The following is a 15,799-nucleotide window of genomic DNA, read 5'->3' on the forward strand; positions in this document are numbered from 1 at the left end:
CGGCGGTATTCCTGATCTATCCAGACTGTAACGTGCCGGACCTACTGCAACTCGGACGAGTCGATTTCGACAACAGTTTCACCCGAAATGATCGAGTCGCGCACGGCAGCGACAGCAGCCTTCACATCATCAGGAATCTTGGACTCGAACTCGTGATACGGTGCAATGTCTGCTCCACCGTCGGCCAGGCCAAACCAGAGCGGCTCGTCACTCGCCTCATAGGTTCCGCCATCTTGCACACGAATCCATTCACCGACTGCCCATTCAACGTCAGGCTCCCAGTTCGCCAGGGAACTGGATGCGATGCTCGACGGCGACATGGCGTTCACATCGTGAATATTTGAGAAACACATCAGATTGTTCTGCTCGCACGGGCGGTAATTGTCGGTCAGCATATACATCACATCCGCACCGGCCGAGATATGAACCTCAGCATGTTCCGCCGCCAAGGCATTATCAAACCAGGAATTGATGAAGGATGCGCGCGGTTGAATGTCATCGCGAACGGTTTTGGCACCTGCAAAGAATGCATTCACCTGATCGTTGACGTCTTCGGCGGTGAATGTTCCGACGATCCCCATAACCCCGGAATCGGTGGTGTGCCCACCCAATACGCCAAGCAGATAGGCCGGTTCATGCAGGCGCTTGTAGATCTGATAGTGGTTGTCGGCTGTCTTATAGTTACCCGATCCGGTTGATACGAACATCAAGTCCGGAAAATCTCCGATAACGTTCTTGATCTGATCCGAATAAACGCTGTGGGCCCAGATGATATCATGCTCGCCGCCTTCGGCGTAAAACCGGATGGCTTGTTCAGCATCGTCCCCCCAAATCGGGTCGGTCATATCCCAAGTAATCTTGGTCCCAAGGTCATTCTCTTCGCTCAACGCAGTCATTGCATCCTGCATGGTCTTAACCCAGCCGACGTCCGGAGTGCTGTCAACGATCACCGCGATTCTGACCTCATCCGGTGATTGAGCGGAAGTAATTTGCACGGTCCCAAGAACTGTCAGGCCCGCGACACAGGTTGTTTTTAACCAATTCACCATTGTCATTCTAGCTTCCTCCCTAAGTGCCACCGAATACTGAAACGGATTTCCGGCACGTCCGTGGCTGCCAAGATCGTCGCGCGTTTCTGCTATCTATGCGCGTCAATCCGTCAGGCATCCATGATCATTATTCCGGGCTGCCCTTGAACGCACCATGCCTGAAATTTCAGCATGCATATCCACAATTAACTATCTCTAGCGCCTGACAACAGGTTTCAACTCGCTTCTATTTTCCTGCGCAGATGAGATTTGCGAGCTTCCGTTGGGCTGACACCCTTCCACTCTTTGAATTTGCGTGAAAAATGGAAAGGATTCTTGAAACCTGACTGATAAGCGATTTCAGCAACACTCAGATTGGTTCGTCTCAACAATAGCGAACCATGATTTAAGCGTAGTTTCCAAAGGTATTCAGCAGGTGTCTTACCATAAGATTTTTTGAACGCAGCAACCAGGTATTGTGGTGTAATGCCAAGTTCACTGGCGATATCCGTGATTGTCACCTGCTCGGCCAGACTTTCCGATAGCCTTCGTTGTGCGGCCTGAATGACGGCGGGTATCCTGACATCAGCTGTTCGAGTACCAGCCTCAAAAAAATATGCCTGCAATAATGCCCGGGTTATTGCCTCGGACAAATGCATAGCGTCGGCATCTTCTGTCGAATGAAGGTCTGCACCAGTCTCCAGAAGCGCTCGGATCGTAACCGAAGCCCTCAGCTTGGTCGGCCCCGAGCGCAAGTCATTCCATAAGTGACTGTTATCTGGAATTCTGCAGTCAGACCAAAATATCAATGAACGCTGGGTGGGAGTTGCGGAATAAGAATACGAATGAGAAGACAATGTAAGTGCGCACTCACCCTCTTTAAGGTCAATCGTATTGCCGTCTACAAGGATCTGGCCCTGCCCCTTCTGAACATAAAGAAACGCCAAATACGGCCCGAACACCGGACCATAACTACCGCCTTCTTCATAGAGAATGCGGCCGAACGTGTTGTCGTCACCTAGATTAACCGGAGGTATACGCATGCCATACTTTGAGGCATCAATCACAGACTGACAAGCACCGCGACACGATCTAACGAGATCGGTGTCGCGGCGCTCTGGGGTGGGTCAGGAAGAACGTTTCAGTTTGTGAAATGGCAGGTCGATTACAGTTGCGGTAACCTGTGTGCCTTCGCCGGAGCCGCCAAGGGCGATAGACAGCTGTGTTCCCGGTTCCGTATAGTTTTTCTTCATGTGCCCGAAGCCGATCATTTTACCCGCCGTGGGCGACCATGTAACACTGGTTGCATAGCCCGCCTCCGCCCCATCCATCGTCAGGTTGGCCGGATACCAGCGTACGCGACGAAGATGACCAGGTTCGGTCGACTCCAGTGCCTTCCAATCAATTTCCAAGCCGACAAGATGCATGTGATCTCCGCGATCCGCAATCTCCTGCAACGCTTCTTTGCCAACGAACTCACCCGAATTGAAGTCGACCAATCGACCCAAGCCCAAGTCAAACGGCGTCGCGCGCATGCTCTGTGCCGCGAAAACCCCAGCCGCGCCCCCATCCGGACCGGCGCTGGTGTAGTCATAACCTACGATCAAAAGCCCGGCCTCAATCCGTGCCAAGTCCAAAGCCCAGGCACCGGCAGGCAGAATATCGAACTGAGCACCCGCCTCAGCGATGGCATTCCATACGTCAAGACCGCAGGCACGCGGAACCCAGATTTCGTAACCATGCTCGCCAGTAAATCCCTGGCGAATGATCCGGACGTTGTGCCCTGCAATCGTCACCCATCCAAGGCGCGAGAATGGCAGCTCTGAAAACTCTTCGTCAGCGGCAGCCTGCACGGTTTCACGCGACTTTGGACCTTGAAGTGTCAGAATGCCAAAACTGTCGGTTTCGTCACTGATTTCAACCGCACGACCTTTGATATTGCTAGTCCACCAATTTAGGCCGGGATCAGCAGAAATCAGAAACGTGTTATCATCTTCGCGGATAATCAATCCGTCGCCGATCACAAAACCTTCTTCCGTGCACCAGGGCGCATAGTAGATCTGATCATTCTGGAGCTTAGCGATCGAGCGCGGTATGAGACCATCAAGATACGCTTCGGCATCCTTGCCCGAAATGCGATATTTGGCCAGCGGAGACATATCCCCCATTGCCACTCGCTCGCGGATCGCCCGCACTTCGTCCACCATATTCGAATACGCATCGACAACGACATAGTCGCCCCAACGCATCCATAGCGCATTTCTGTTCATTGGCGCGGTGGCTTCAACAAAAGGGGTGCCATGGAAAACCGGGCGCCCATTGTCTGTATAGTTCAAACCAACTTCGAACTTTGTTTCCTGGGTGCGATTGCCATCCATATTTCAGCCCTCATTTCTACGGCACCTCCAAGTCTTAGCTACGACAAAGCCAATCGGGCGCACACATTTCGTCAAAAAATCGCATTCTTTGATATACAGAAGTTAGACAATTGAAGGACCTCAAAGAATGTCTTTGCTTGCGGCTCTCATATCTTAGGTTAATGTCGTTTAGATCATTGAGCGGAGCGGAAAAGTGGAACGGTGGATAGCGCGCCCCCGCAACACCCGCTTGTGGCGGTCGGGTTTGACAAACACCGAGGAATGCAGATGTCGAAACAGCAACAAACCGATCGCGCAAGAAAAGGCGAACCGATAATTGAAGTGCAGGACACGCGCGCAGGCAAAACCGTGGCTGTTGTTTACGCTTGGAGCAACGAGCAGGTCAGTTTTGCGTCCAACTGTGGTTTAAAGGTGGTGGAGCCTTCGCCTGCCGCGCGCCTGCGGCATTGAGAAAACTGCCCGAAATTCACCACGCGACCCATCTTGACTTTAGATGGTGAGCATTCAGTCTAAAGAACTTCACACAATTGCAATTGCCTGAGCCAGTTTGCTCGCGGTGCATGCCAATATCACCTGAAAATGTGATCTCTTGCGCCCCGAGCCAGAGACTGGCCGGGGCGCAATTCGTTTAGTAGGTCTGTTTGATTTCGCTATAGTCGCCACGCAGTTTTACGGTAACCGTAATATCCTGCTTGTCTCGGTTGCGCCAAAACCAACCGTGATTGCCGGTGAAGGCTGCAACCAGAGTGCCCTGAGCATCGGTTTTGCCACGACCTTTTTCATAGCTGATCGATTTGTTGGCATTGTCGCCATGCAGGTCGAAATTCACCCGGCCACCTTCGGCAACCCAGTCAAACTCTGCCACGGCGCCTTCGTTCATGACCAACTTCCATTCGATGCCTTCGCCCGGCGTCAGAGTGAACGAAAACTCATCGGTCCAGGACCCAGAGCTTTCCTGAGCATAGGCTGCGCCGACAAACGTCCCAAGGATTTCTTGCAGCAAGCTGGATTGCTCTTCTTCTGCAGCCTGCGCGTCACGTTCGGCTTCTTCGGCCAGTTCGGTCTTGATCTCACCCATCTCGGTCAGGCCCAGAACACCACCGACCCGGGTAGGGTCGATGCCATATTCAGCGGGCAAAACAATGGTGACCAAAATGACCACAGCGGCAATAGCCGCGATGATGGTCGACTTGATCAGTTGAGCCGAGCTTGGCAGTTCTTCGGGCTTTGGTTTCTCAGAATTGTACATGGTAATCTCCGTATAATCAGGTTGAGACAATGAGGCCGGTCAGCTGATATCCGATCAGCACGAAACCTGCCGCCATCATCGCGACGTTGACGCCATAGGCGTGTTTCCAGAAGAATTTGGATTTGCGCCAGAACCCCATGAAGATCAGGATCAGGGCAAGGGCCATGAACTGGCCGATTTCGACTCCGACATTGAAGGCCAGAAGGTTGGGCAACAGCCCGTCTTGCGGGATATCGTAGTCCAGAATCTTGGTCGCCAAGCCAAGGCCATGGAAGAAGCCGAAGATCAGCGTGGCCAGTTTGGTATTCGGTTGGAAACCGAACCAGCGCTGATAGGCGCCAAGATTGTCCAGCGCCTTGTAGACAACGGACAGACCGATGATTGCGTCCACGATATAGGCGTTGACGTTCCAACCGAAATACACACCCAGCAGCATTGTCGTGGAGTGTCCAACGGCAAAGATGCTGACATAGGTCGCGACGTGTTTTGCCCGGTACAGGAAGAACACGACACCGAACAGAAACAGGATATGGTCATATCCTGTCACCATGTGTTTGGCGCCCAGATAGGCAAAGGGGATCAGTTTGACGCCCCAGATCTGCTGAATGTAACCGGCGTCGCCGGCGGTGACGTTATGGGCTGCGGCATAAGATGCGCTGTAGGCAAGCGCCGCAAAGACAAGAGCGCACAGCGTCAGAGACTGGCGCATGGCCATCCTGAACCGGGCCCTCTGAAGGGATTGCATGAGAGTTTCTCCGCTAAATTGTGATTTGATCGTTAGGTCCCGCAACAGCGGGTACGATCACACGCGCGGAGGTCGGTCTAGTCTGTAAATCGGGTTCGGGGGGGTCGAAAAAGGCTCAAGCGCTTCCGGCAGCCGGAAACCTGTGATCGGCTGCGCGTTAGATGTCAGAACCAGGATGGCGGAACTGTGATCGTGATCAGCCACATCGTGACTGTGGCCATGCCAAATCCAGTAATCATCCAGTTCATCGCCGTGGGAATGACCGTGATCGCTGAGCATCTGATTGCGCTCAGAAACGCCCTGAAGATAGCTTGCGGAATGTTTGTAGGATGGGGCCAAAGACCAGACCAGCAGGCAAAGGACAAGCATCGCGAAAAACACGTGCCTGATCCATTCAGCCAGTTGTCTGCCCGTCGGGATATACATAACTGCCCCTATAGAAGGCGGTATCCCGCCTGTGTTTCTTTGCTCTGGTCTCACCAACTAGCGCCATTAAGCGTCACAGCGCAACCCCCCGGCGCAAGACTCCGCCGGTTCCCGCTGACATTGAATTTTGTTGCGGGTTGGAAAAACGGTGCAAAATGCAAAGGGGTTGTTTGCGCGCTCCGGTATCAGGGTACAGCCGGAGCGAAACGTTTACGATATTCACCTGGTGACAGCCCGACAACTTTGATGAATATCCGGCGAAAGGCCGAGATATCCAGATAGCCAACATTGCGAGCAATAGATTCGACGCTGCTTTGTGACAGTTCCAATCGTTCACGCGCCTTGGCGATACGAAGGTGCTGCAGATATTCTGATGGGCTGAAACCAGTGGCGGCTTGAAAACGCCGCCCGAAAGTGCGCGGCTCCAGCCCTGCCGCACGGGCCATTTCAGGCACAGAAACAGACGAGACATAGTTGGCCTGCAGCCAATGCTGGGCCCGCAGGATCGCGCCATCCCCATGCGACAGGTCAGGAGAGAACGAGCTGTAAAAACTCTGCGCGCGCTCGCCAGGGTCGATCAGGAAAAAACGGGCGACTTCAAGCATCAGCGACGGCCCCATAAACCGCGCGATCAAGCGCAACCCCAGATCGGTCCAGGCCATTACCCCGCCTGCGGTGATCACATCGCCATCGTCAATCACCAACCGATCCGCCTGCAGGATCACATCCGGGAACCGGTTTTCGAATTCCGTGGCCAGTGCCCAATGGGTCGTGGCCTGACGACCGTCTAGCAGACCCGACGCCGCCAGCGGAAAAGCCCCGGCGCAGATCGAACAGATCAGCGTGCCTTGCCCGTGGTGATGCCGCACCCAGTTGACCAACTGCTGCTCGGCTTTGCCTTGGGGTCTCTCGACAAGGGCAGGAGGCAGGATTAACGCCTGCAACCTCTCTCCAGGGCCGCCAAAGCTGCGTACAATCTCGGTCTCGACCGGGTTGGGGTGATCTGCCTGTTGCTGCTGCAACCGGTTGGCCACGCTGAACAAGTCCTGCAAACCGTATATGGCCGCGCTTTGTGCGTTTGGATAGGCTGCAATACCAATCCGAAGAGTTCTGTCGGATGTTTCCATTTGTCCGATCTAACATATTTTATGTCTGATGCGCCAATCAAACTGCTGTGGGGTCCACGCTAGATAAGCATCGAACACACCCAAATCCCGGAGACCAAAATGTCCAAATCTGCGCTGATCCTGATCGATGTCCAGAACGATTACTTTCCCGGCGGCAAATGGGAACTGCACCAGATCGAGCAAAGCGCCGAAAACGCCGCGCATCTGTTGGAACAGGCCCGCGCTGCCAACCAGATGATCGTACATGTGCATCACGAGTTTCAGAGTGAAAACCCGCCCTTCTTTGCACCCGACACGCCGGGCGCAGAAATCCACCCATCAGTCGCTCCGCAAGAGGGTGAGCACAAGGTGCTCAAGCACTACGTGAACGCGTTTCGCGATACCGATTTGCAGTCACTGCTGGAAAAGCACGATGTGACGGATGTGACAATCGCGGGCGACATGAGCCATATGTGCATCGACGCCGCCGCCAGAAACGCCGCGGATATCGGTCTGAACGTTACGGTGGTCGAAGACGCGTGCTCATCTCGCGATCTGGAGTTCAACGGCGAGGTGGTCGCGGCGGAACAGGTGCACAAGGCGTATATGTCGGCCTTGTCCTTCGCGTATGCCAAGGTGACCACGACCAGCGAATATCTGACTGCGGCCTGATTTCGAAAGGACAAGACCACAATGGCAAAACTCTACCACGCCCCCCTCACCTGTTCCTTGGCTGCACGTTTCGCCGCAGCCGAAGGCGGAGTGGATCTTGAGATCGAACCCCTGAACCTCGCCACCAAGGACATCGCTGCCGGTGGTTCCCTGTATGACGTCAACCCGCTGGGGCAGGTATCGGTCCTGACCTTGCCCGATGGCAGCAAGCTGACCGAAACATCGACTGTGATCGCCTGGATTCAGGCGCAATCGCAAGATGACGGCTTTCGCATTGATCCCAACAACCCGGTCTATTTCCAGATGCTGCGCTGGCTGGCCTTCTGTGCCACCGAATTGCACAAAGGCCTGTTCCGCATCGTGTTTTATCAGGAAGCTACTGCCGAGGTGAAAGACCGCGTGCGCGGACTGGCCCCGCTACGCTTCAAGGTTCTGGAGGACCAGTTGACCGGGCAGGATTATCTGCTGGGCGACAGGTTTTCAGCGGCAGATGCCTATCTGACATGGTTCTTCGTGCTGTCGGGTTACGCGCAGGTGGATCACACCGCCTATCCCAGCCTCGAAGCCTACCGCCAACGCGTTTTGGCTCGCCCAGCCATCCGTGCGCTGATCGAAAGCGATTCAGAGCTGGACCAGCACCTAAAACAGAACCTGTTCGCGGCCTGATCTTCGAACCAAATACCGGGCCTGCAATCCGTCGTCACTCGACGAGCAAGGTTTGCAGGCCCCAAATTTCCATCAAGTCGTTTCAAGCGTCCCAACCGGCCCCGGAAAATGGCATGCCACCGCTTGGTTCTCGCCCCGCTCCTCGAGAACTGGGCTGTCCTTCCGACAGCGATCCTGCGCCCGGTGACAACGGGTCTGGAACCGGCATCCGGGTGGCGGGTCCATCGGGCTGGGCGGATCGCCCTGCAACACGATGCGTTGCCGCGTTGCCTCGATCCGCGGATCAGGTGACGGAACTGAAGACAGCAGCGCCTGCGTATAGGGATGCTGCGCGTCGCCGAACAGGGTTTCGGTCGCACCCATCTCCATTACGCGGCCCAGATACATAACCGTGACGTCGCTGCACATCTCGCGCACCACCGCCAGATCATGCGAGATCATCACCACGGTCAGTCCCAGTTCCTGCTGCAGGGTCACGAACAGCTTGCCGATCTGCGCCTGAATCGACACGTCCAGCGCCGAGAGCGGCTCATCACAGATCAGGATCTCGGGCTCCAGCATCAGCGCGCGGGCAATTGCCACGCGCTGCCGTTGCCCGCCCGAAAGCGAACGAGGCAGACGCTCGCCGGCTGAGGCAGGCAGACCCACCAGATCCATCAGCCTTGCGATGCGCTGCTGCCGGTCCGTGCGGCCAACGCCGTGGATCGACAGGGGCTCCTCAAGCGACTGATAGATGGTTTGCCGACGGCTAAGTGCGCCCAGAGGGTTCTGGAACACGAATTGCATCCGTTTCGCCAGCGCCTTGCGATCGCGCAGGCCATCGGCCAGATCCTGTCCAAGAATACGCACCGAACCGGACGTGGCCGGTTGCAAGCCGACCATTGCCCGCGCCAGCGTAGTCTTGCCACAGCCGGATTCACCGACGATGGCGTGAAAGGCACCACGTTCGACGGTCAGGTCAACGCCGTCGACCGCGCGGACCATTCGGTCCGGGCCGCTGCCGGGAAAATGCACTTTCAGGTCACGGACCTCGATTGCGTTTTGCGTTTCCATCTCAGGCCCTTTCCAGTTCCGCCTGCGCCGCGTGGCAGGCCGTGTTATGGGAGTCATCCCCGGGCACCGGGATCAGTGCCGGACGGCGGGTGGCACAAACCGGCAGCGTGCGCGTACAGCGCATATCGAACGGGCAGCCGGTGCGCAGTCGTGACTGATCAGGTGGCGATCCGGGGATGCCCTCGGACACTTCTTTGCTGTCCGTGCGCAGGTCGGGGACCGAGGCCAGCAAGCCCTGGGTGTAAGGATGTACCGGCGCGGTCAGCACCTGAGCGACAGTGCCGCTTTCGACCACGCGACCCGCATATAGCACCGCAACCCGGTCCGCGACCGAGGCGACAACGCCGATGTCATGGGTAATCAGCACAACGGCGATATCCTCCTGTCGCTGGATGTCCTTGATCAGTTCCAATATCTGCGCCTGAACCGTGGCGTCCAGCGCTGTTGTCGGCTCATCCGCGATCAGGACCTTGGGATTGCCTGCCAGTGCCAGCGCGATCATCGCGCGTTGCAACATGCCGCCCGACATCTCGTGCGGATAGCGGTGATAGCGATCCTCGGGATCGGGTATGCCGGTACGGTGCAGCAGGCCCAGCGCGATCTCACGCCCCTTGGCCTTGTCCACGCCCTGCAGCCGCATCGCTTGCCGCATCAACTGGGGGCCGATCTTCTGCATTGGGTTCAGGGCCGAAATCGGGTCCTGAAATACAACGCCGAAATTGCGACCTCGCAGATCGGCCAGCGCCCGGTCGGACTGGCCCAGCAGGGATTGTCCACTGCAGATGGCCTTGCCGCGAACATCGACCGACACACCTTCGGGCAACAAACCCAGCGGCCCCAGCGTCATCACCGTCTTGCCCGAGCCACTTTCGCCGACAATAGCCAGAATCTCACCCGGCATGACCGAGAGTGAGACGGTATCGACGGCACGGACTGAAACCTGTTCGGTATAAAGGTCGATCACCAGATCTTCGATTTCAAAGACAGGTTGCGTCATACCTTGGCCTCCTGCGTTTGAATGTCCGCCTCTTCCGTGTGGCGCTTTCGCTGCAGTTTACGCAAGCGGCGCGGGTTCAGCGCGCGCGGCACCTTTTGCAGCGCGAAATGCTCACCCAACAGATTGAAACTGACCACAACCATGGTCAGTGCCAGACCCGGCGCAATCACAAGGCGGGGGTATTCCTCAAGATAGCTCATGCCATCAACCAGCATCTGACCCCATTCCGGCGTCGGCGGTTCGACCCCAAGCCCCAGAAAGGACAGCGTGGCAATCGCCAGCACCAAAGCACCCGCATCGGCCGAGGCATAGACCACCACCAGCGCCAAAACATGCGGCAGGATATGGCGCGAGAAGATGCGCACATGGCCCGCGCCCATGATCCGGGCGGCTTCGATATACGGTTGATGTAGTTCCGAGGCGACAACGGCGCGGCTCATACGGGCATAGTTGGCCCACCACGCCATGGTCAGTGCCGCAATCATCGACCAGTAACCGGCACCGAAGATGCCAATAAAGGCCAGTGCCACGATCAGGCTGGGCAGCGACAACACGATGTCGATGGCACTGATCAGCACCAGCTCGACCTTCCCGCCGACGTATCCCGCGAAAGACCCGATCACCACGCCGATCAGCAGCGCCGAGGCCAGCACCATCGACATGGCAAACAGCGACACCCGCGCGCCATTGATCAGACGGCTGAGCATATCGCGGCCCAGATAGTCGGTGCCCAGCCAATGGGCAGCACTGGGGCCTTGCAGGATCGCGCCATAGTTCTGCGCGGTGGGATCATAGGGGCTGATCCACGGGGCGAAGATGGCAATCAGGATGAACAGGACGACCGGTGTGACCACCAGCCAGGGCCATTTTTTCAGGTTACGCATTCTTCTGCCTCCGAATGCGGGGGTCGATCAGCATGCACAGCAGATCGACGAATAGGTTCACGAACACGAAGAACACGATGAAGGTCAGCAGGATCGCCTGCATCGAGACGAAATCGCGGAACCGGATCGCCTCGATGAAGAACGCGCCGACGCCTTTGAGGGCAAAGACCGTTTCGACCACGATGGAGCCGATGATCATCAACGTGAACTGCGCCCCGAAAGTGGTCAGATACGGCACCGCGATATTGGGCAGCGCCTCGCGCAGCAGCACACCTGAACGGCCATAGCCCTTGGCGAAACCGGTGGTGGCGAAGGGGCGGGCCATCACCTCTTGCAGGCCTACACGCACCACCCGGCTGAGCACTGCGCCTGGAAACAGCGCAATGGTCAGGCAGGGCATGATCCAGCCCAGCACACCCGCACCGCCAAAGGCCGGTAGCCAGCCCAGCGTGACCGAGAACAGGATCACCAGCAGCGCCGCGACGAAGAAATTCGGGGTCGAGGCCGCCAGCAGCGAAAACGCCCTGAGCAGCCTGTCGACCCAGCCGCCATTGCTGATCGCGCCCGCAAGCCCGACCAGAAGCGACAGGAAAAAGGCGATCACGCCACCCCAGATCAGCAGGGTGGCGGTCACTGGCAGGCGTTCAGCGAACTCCTGCCCGATTGGTTTTCCGGACCGCAACGAGATGCCCAGATCGCCGGTCAGGGCATCGCCCAGCCACCGGACATAGCGGACGGGCAGCGGGTCGTTCAGACCCAGCTCATCCTCGATCTGCGCCACCAGTTCCGCCGACGCCGAGGGGCCGGCGACGCGTTCCGCCATCAGGGCGGCGACATTGCCGGGTGCGGCGGCAATGATGGCGAATGTCAGCGCTGACGCGGCCAGGATCATCCCGATGGCCAGCGCCGTACGCCGTGTGAACAGCTTTAGCATCTCATGCGTCTCCTGACCCGGATCAGTTCAGCGACAGGCCCTGGCCGGGAATGTCGTAGTCGGTGGCAGGCAGGGCAAAGTCCTGAACCCGTGCCGAATGCGCCCACAGCCGTTGCGGCGCGACCAGCGGCGCGACGGCGGTGTTTTCATAGAGCCAGTTGTGGATCGCCTGCATCGCTACCGCGCGCTCGTCGCCACTGGTTTCCAAACCTGCCAGAACCAGCGGGTCCAGATCGGGGTGGGCGTAGAATTTACCGTCCGGGCCGCTATCTACGCTGGACAAGAAGAGGTTGCCTAAAGTGCCGTGCGGGTCATAAGGCGCGCCGAAGGTGGCCATGAAGGTCAGGTCATAGTCAAAGGTCGGGCGACGGTCGTGGATGGTGGCGTTGTCGACCGAAGACACCGTGACCTTGATGCCGCTTTCCGAGATCATGCCTTGCACCATTTCAGCCAGACGACGGGATCCGGGCAGCGCTTCTTCCGATACCATCAGTTCCAGTTCCAGGGCCTCGCCATCCTTGGTCCACCCTCCGCCGGATTGTTCCCATCCAGCCTCGGTCAGCAGGGCCTTGGCGCCATCGATGTTGCGGGTTGGCACCTCATTGAGTGTGCCGCTTTCTGGAATCACGCCGGGGAAGACGTTGTTGATCGGGTCGGCGAAGCCTTCGTACAGCACCGCCACGATGGCATTGCGGTCGATCGAATCCGAGATCGCCTTGCGCACCCGCGCGTCCTGTAGCTTGGAGGATTTCGGTGAGAAGGTCAGTGACACGCCGGTGGTGCCCTGTTCGGCTACGACCGTGGCGTCGCCCGCCTTTTCCATTGCACGCGCGCGGCGCGGCGACAGGGGCGATACCCAGTCACCACCGATCACGTCCAGATCGCCTGCGCGCAACCCGTTCGAGCGCGACAGCTCATCCGGGACCACCTTCAGCTCGACCGCCTCAAAGCCCGGCGCATCGCCCCAGTAGTGCGGGTTCGGGACCAGCTTTGTGCCTGCGTTATCGTTTTCGACCACCATCCACGGACCAGTGCCTACGGGCGCGGTCTGATTACCATCTGCATCCGCCGCATTGGGCGATAGGAAGCGCACAGGGCGCACGATGGTCAGTTCCAGCAGCGCCACCGGCACGGGGCGCTTCAGGCGGATGATCAGGCCGTGCGAGCCATCAGTTTCAATCGATTCCATTGCGTCGGACACGCCGATCCAGCTGAAGTCGTCCTTGCCCATCCAGCGTTCCAGATTCCATTTCGCGACCTCGGCATCGAAATCGGTGCCGTCGCTGAACTTGACGCCTTCGCGCAGCTTGAAGGTCAGGGTCTTGCCATCGTCGGATTCGCTCCATTCCGTGGCAAGGCCGGGCTGCAATTCGCCGTTGGGGCCATAGTGGACCAGCGCATCAAACACGAGGCTGTAGGTGCTGAGCGCCGAGACATTGGTCAGCAGATCCAGATCGCCTGCTTCCTGAACGATGGCGATTTTCAGAACCTGATGGCCATCTGCAAAGGTCACGCTGGGCAAAAGGGTCAGGGCGGCAGCGCTTAGCAAAGCGGCGCGGCGGGTAAGGGTTGTCATATCAAGTCTCCAAACTGTCGGGTCGGGAAGCCCGGCGTTACAGTGCCGCGCTTTTGAGATGTGATTAGGGATTGAGGCAGAACTGCCGAGTCCAGGCAGCACTGTACATATCTGTCCAGTCAGAAGGCGGACCGGTCCCTTATCACCCCAGTTTGGGAGGGTGGAATATATCCGTGGTCAGATCGAAAACCTGAGACCGTTGCTGCGCAAAGACCGCAACTGTCTGCGGCGCATCCACAAAGGCGATCGCGACGGACGCTGCCATGACCGGCACCTCATGGATGTGCGTGATGCTATGCGTCAACGGCAATTTGGCAGGCTGGTCGCTCATGTCATCCGGTGTACCTGCTTTAGAAATATGTGGCATATGACGGGATGCAAATTGCGCACCTAGCCCACTGGGCTTGGGTGGATTGGCAGTACTGTCCTTTCCAGCATCGGCAATCGGTACAGTGTGGATATGCGCGCTACCAGCGAACGAGACTGTCAGGCCGCCAAGAAACAAAACGACCAAGACCGCGCGCGACATGACAAAAAACGTTCGCAGCGCGTTGCGATATCTGGACCTTTGCTTTCTTTGTCTTGCACCCAATTTTGCTTCCATTCCGGATCGCTGAGTATAAGTATGCTTGTCACATTCGGGACAAACCAGTCGAAGATCAAGCTTTCACTCAACACACGCCTTTCATCATTACGCAAAAAGCCATTATGTCTATTCTTTTTTGAGAACCCGTTGAAATTGCAAACTACGAACACCTTTCCGTTGCATTTGCATTCGGCATCGTCGGATGCAGATCATCGATGATAATCGCGTGCTGATGTGGCGCATCACCTTTCAAGTGCGGATGGTCGGCGGGTAGGTCAGGATGATCATGGGCGATGGGCTTACCATCATCAATCGGCCAGAGGCGGAATGCCGCCAGCAATCCCGCGCAGGCCAAGGCCATCAATCCGATCAAAGTCACTTCGGTTCCGAAAGTTGTCATCAACCAGCCCGCAAGAGGATAAAAGATCAGCCAGCAGGCATGGGACACGGTAAACTGTGCGGCAAAGACTGCGGGTCGATCCTCGGGATGCGCAGACCGAGTGAGCAGACGCCCCGAAGGGGTCAGCATCGCGGAATAACCGGACCCGACCACGAACCAGCCGATCATGAGCGTCGTCATGCTCAATGGCACGGCAAACATGCTCAAAGCCAAAAGCGCCAAAGCCGCAATGTTGAGTCCAGCGCCAGACAGCATAACCTTGTGGTCGCTGTATCTTTTCAGCAACCGTGGCATTGCAATCGCTGTCAGCATTGACCCGGCCCCAAATGCGGCAAGCACCAGCGCAACTGCACTTTCCGAAAGCCCGAGGTCGCTGCGAACAATAACAATAGTGTTGACGATGACCATCGCGGCGGTCGCGGACACAACCCAGTTTATGGCCAGTAACCCACGCAATCTGGGCGTTTTTAGATACAGCCGCACACCACGTGTAGTGCGATCATAGATGCCTCGCGGCCTGGATGGCTTAGGCGAAGGCAGAAATACCGAGACGACCAAAATGGCAGAGGCGACGAACCCCATGCCTGTGCCCCAAAACAGATTGTTGAAGCTCATGAAAGTCAGTAATACCGCGGCCAGCATCGGGCTTAGCAGGCTTTCCAAGTCAAAAGCCAGCCGCGACAACGATAAAGCCTTGGTATAGTCCTCTTCATCCGTCAGTACATCGGGAATTGTCGCCTGAAATGTCGGAGTGAATCCTGCGGACGCAGATTGCAGCACAAAAATCAAAACATAGACCTGCCAGATTTCCGAGACAAAGGGCAAGGCCACCGCGACGGCTGCGCGCACAAGGTCCAAGGCCACCAGCATCTTGCGCCGATCAATCCGGTCTGTGAAGGCTGCCGCAATCGGCGCTACAGTAACATAGGCCACCATCTTGATGGTCAGGGCCGTTCCCAGCACCAGAGCGGCCGAACCCCCGGCAAGGTCATAGGCAAGCAGACCAAGTGCGACGGTTGCCAACCCGGTGCCTGACAAGGCAACGACCTGAGCAAAGAACAGATGACGATATGTACGGTTTGACAGAACAGAAAGCATC

At 57.1% G+C, this 15,799-nt stretch carries 17 protein-coding genes; 3 read left to right on the top strand and 14 right to left on the bottom strand.

What is annotated here, in order from left to right:
- Positions 1-41 precede the first annotated feature (41 nt).
- The 3 genes from AC2FD8_RS15010 to AC2FD8_RS15020 form a co-directional block, all read right to left on the bottom strand.
- Positions 42-1,055 (bottom strand): BMP family lipoprotein, encoded by a 1,014-nt coding sequence (locus AC2FD8_RS15010; protein WP_496857200.1) that lies wholly within the window; start codon positions 1,053-1,055, stop codon positions 42-44.
- 209 nt (positions 1,056-1,264) lie between these two features.
- Positions 1,265-2,071: an AraC family transcriptional regulator gene (locus AC2FD8_RS15015; RefSeq protein WP_496874314.1), complete on the bottom strand. Its 807-nt coding sequence runs from the start codon at positions 2,069-2,071 to the stop codon at positions 1,265-1,267.
- An 84-nt stretch (positions 2,072-2,155) separates the two neighbouring features.
- Positions 2,156-3,298, bottom strand: coding sequence for an aminomethyl transferase family protein (locus AC2FD8_RS15020; protein WP_496857197.1), 1,143 nt, complete (start codon positions 3,296-3,298; stop codon positions 2,156-2,158).
- Positions 3,299-3,667: 369 nt separating this feature from the next.
- On the opposite strand from AC2FD8_RS15020, the gene AC2FD8_RS15025 reads away from it, so the two are divergent.
- The gene (locus tag AC2FD8_RS15025; RefSeq protein ID WP_496874315.1) at positions 3,668-3,856 is read left to right on the top strand and encodes a hypothetical protein; all 189 of its coding nucleotides are present in this window, start codon (positions 3,668-3,670) and stop codon (positions 3,854-3,856) included.
- A 178-nt stretch (positions 3,857-4,034) separates the two neighbouring features.
- On the opposite strand, the gene AC2FD8_RS15030 is transcribed toward AC2FD8_RS15025, so the two are convergent.
- The 4 genes from AC2FD8_RS15030 to AC2FD8_RS15045 form a co-directional block, all read right to left on the bottom strand.
- Positions 4,035-4,655 carry a transmembrane anchor protein gene (locus AC2FD8_RS15030; RefSeq protein WP_496857193.1) on the bottom strand — a complete coding sequence of 207 codons (621 nt, stop codon included), beginning with the start codon at positions 4,653-4,655 and terminating at the stop codon, positions 4,035-4,037.
- Positions 4,656-4,671: 16 nt separating this feature from the next.
- A complete protein-coding gene (locus tag AC2FD8_RS15035) occupies positions 4,672-5,364 on the bottom strand; it encodes a HupE/UreJ family protein (RefSeq protein WP_496857191.1) in 693 nt (230 codons plus the stop codon).
- Between the two features lie 93 nt (positions 5,365-5,457).
- Positions 5,458-5,826 (bottom strand): hypothetical protein, encoded by a 369-nt coding sequence (locus tag AC2FD8_RS15040; protein ID WP_496857190.1) that lies wholly within the window; start codon positions 5,824-5,826, stop codon positions 5,458-5,460.
- Between the two features lie 185 nt (positions 5,827-6,011).
- A complete protein-coding gene (locus AC2FD8_RS15045; protein ID WP_496857188.1) occupies positions 6,012-6,953 on the bottom strand; it encodes a GlxA family transcriptional regulator in 942 nt (313 codons plus the stop codon).
- A 99-nt stretch (positions 6,954-7,052) separates the two neighbouring features.
- On the opposite strand from AC2FD8_RS15045, the gene AC2FD8_RS15050 reads away from it, so the two are divergent.
- Positions 7,053-7,604, top strand: coding sequence for a cysteine hydrolase family protein (locus AC2FD8_RS15050; protein ID WP_496857186.1), 552 nt, complete (start codon positions 7,053-7,055; stop codon positions 7,602-7,604).
- A 57-nt stretch (positions 7,605-7,661) separates the two neighbouring features.
- Positions 7,662-8,270: a glutathione binding-like protein gene (locus AC2FD8_RS15055; RefSeq protein ID WP_496857184.1), complete on the top strand. Its 609-nt coding sequence runs from the start codon at positions 7,662-7,664 to the stop codon at positions 8,268-8,270.
- 72 nt (positions 8,271-8,342) lie between these two features.
- On the opposite strand, the gene AC2FD8_RS15060 is transcribed toward AC2FD8_RS15055, so the two are convergent.
- The 7 genes from AC2FD8_RS15060 to AC2FD8_RS15090 form a co-directional block, all read right to left on the bottom strand.
- A complete protein-coding gene (locus tag AC2FD8_RS15060) occupies positions 8,343-9,323 on the bottom strand; it encodes an ABC transporter ATP-binding protein (RefSeq protein WP_496857183.1) in 981 nt (326 codons plus the stop codon).
- Position 9,324: 1 nt separating this feature from the next.
- Positions 9,325-10,320, bottom strand: coding sequence for an ABC transporter ATP-binding protein (locus AC2FD8_RS15065; RefSeq protein WP_496857181.1), 996 nt, complete (start codon positions 10,318-10,320; stop codon positions 9,325-9,327).
- Complete coding sequence (locus tag AC2FD8_RS15070) at positions 10,317-11,204, bottom strand: ABC transporter permease (RefSeq protein ID WP_496857179.1); 888 nt, start codon at positions 11,202-11,204, stop codon at positions 10,317-10,319. The genes AC2FD8_RS15065 and AC2FD8_RS15070 overlap by 4 nt, the downstream gene beginning before the upstream one ends.
- A complete protein-coding gene (locus tag AC2FD8_RS15075; protein WP_496857177.1) occupies positions 11,197-12,138 on the bottom strand; it encodes an ABC transporter permease in 942 nt (313 codons plus the stop codon). Before AC2FD8_RS15075 ends, AC2FD8_RS15070 begins: the two co-directional genes overlap by 8 nt.
- A 22-nt stretch (positions 12,139-12,160) precedes the next feature.
- Positions 12,161-13,714 carry an ABC transporter substrate-binding protein gene (locus AC2FD8_RS15080; protein WP_496857175.1) on the bottom strand — a complete coding sequence of 518 codons (1,554 nt, stop codon included), beginning with the start codon at positions 13,712-13,714 and terminating at the stop codon, positions 12,161-12,163.
- Positions 13,715-13,856: 142 nt separating this feature from the next.
- The gene (locus tag AC2FD8_RS15085; RefSeq protein WP_496874316.1) at positions 13,857-14,081 is read right to left on the bottom strand and encodes a hypothetical protein; all 225 of its coding nucleotides are present in this window, start codon (positions 14,079-14,081) and stop codon (positions 13,857-13,859) included.
- A 379-nt stretch (positions 14,082-14,460) separates the two neighbouring features.
- Positions 14,461-15,798, bottom strand: coding sequence for an MFS transporter (locus AC2FD8_RS15090; RefSeq protein ID WP_496857171.1), 1,338 nt, complete (start codon positions 15,796-15,798; stop codon positions 14,461-14,463).
- Between the last annotated feature and the right edge of the window lies 1 nt (position 15,799).

The sequence above is a fragment of the Ruegeria sp. YTSC192 genome, assembly GCF_059609705.1.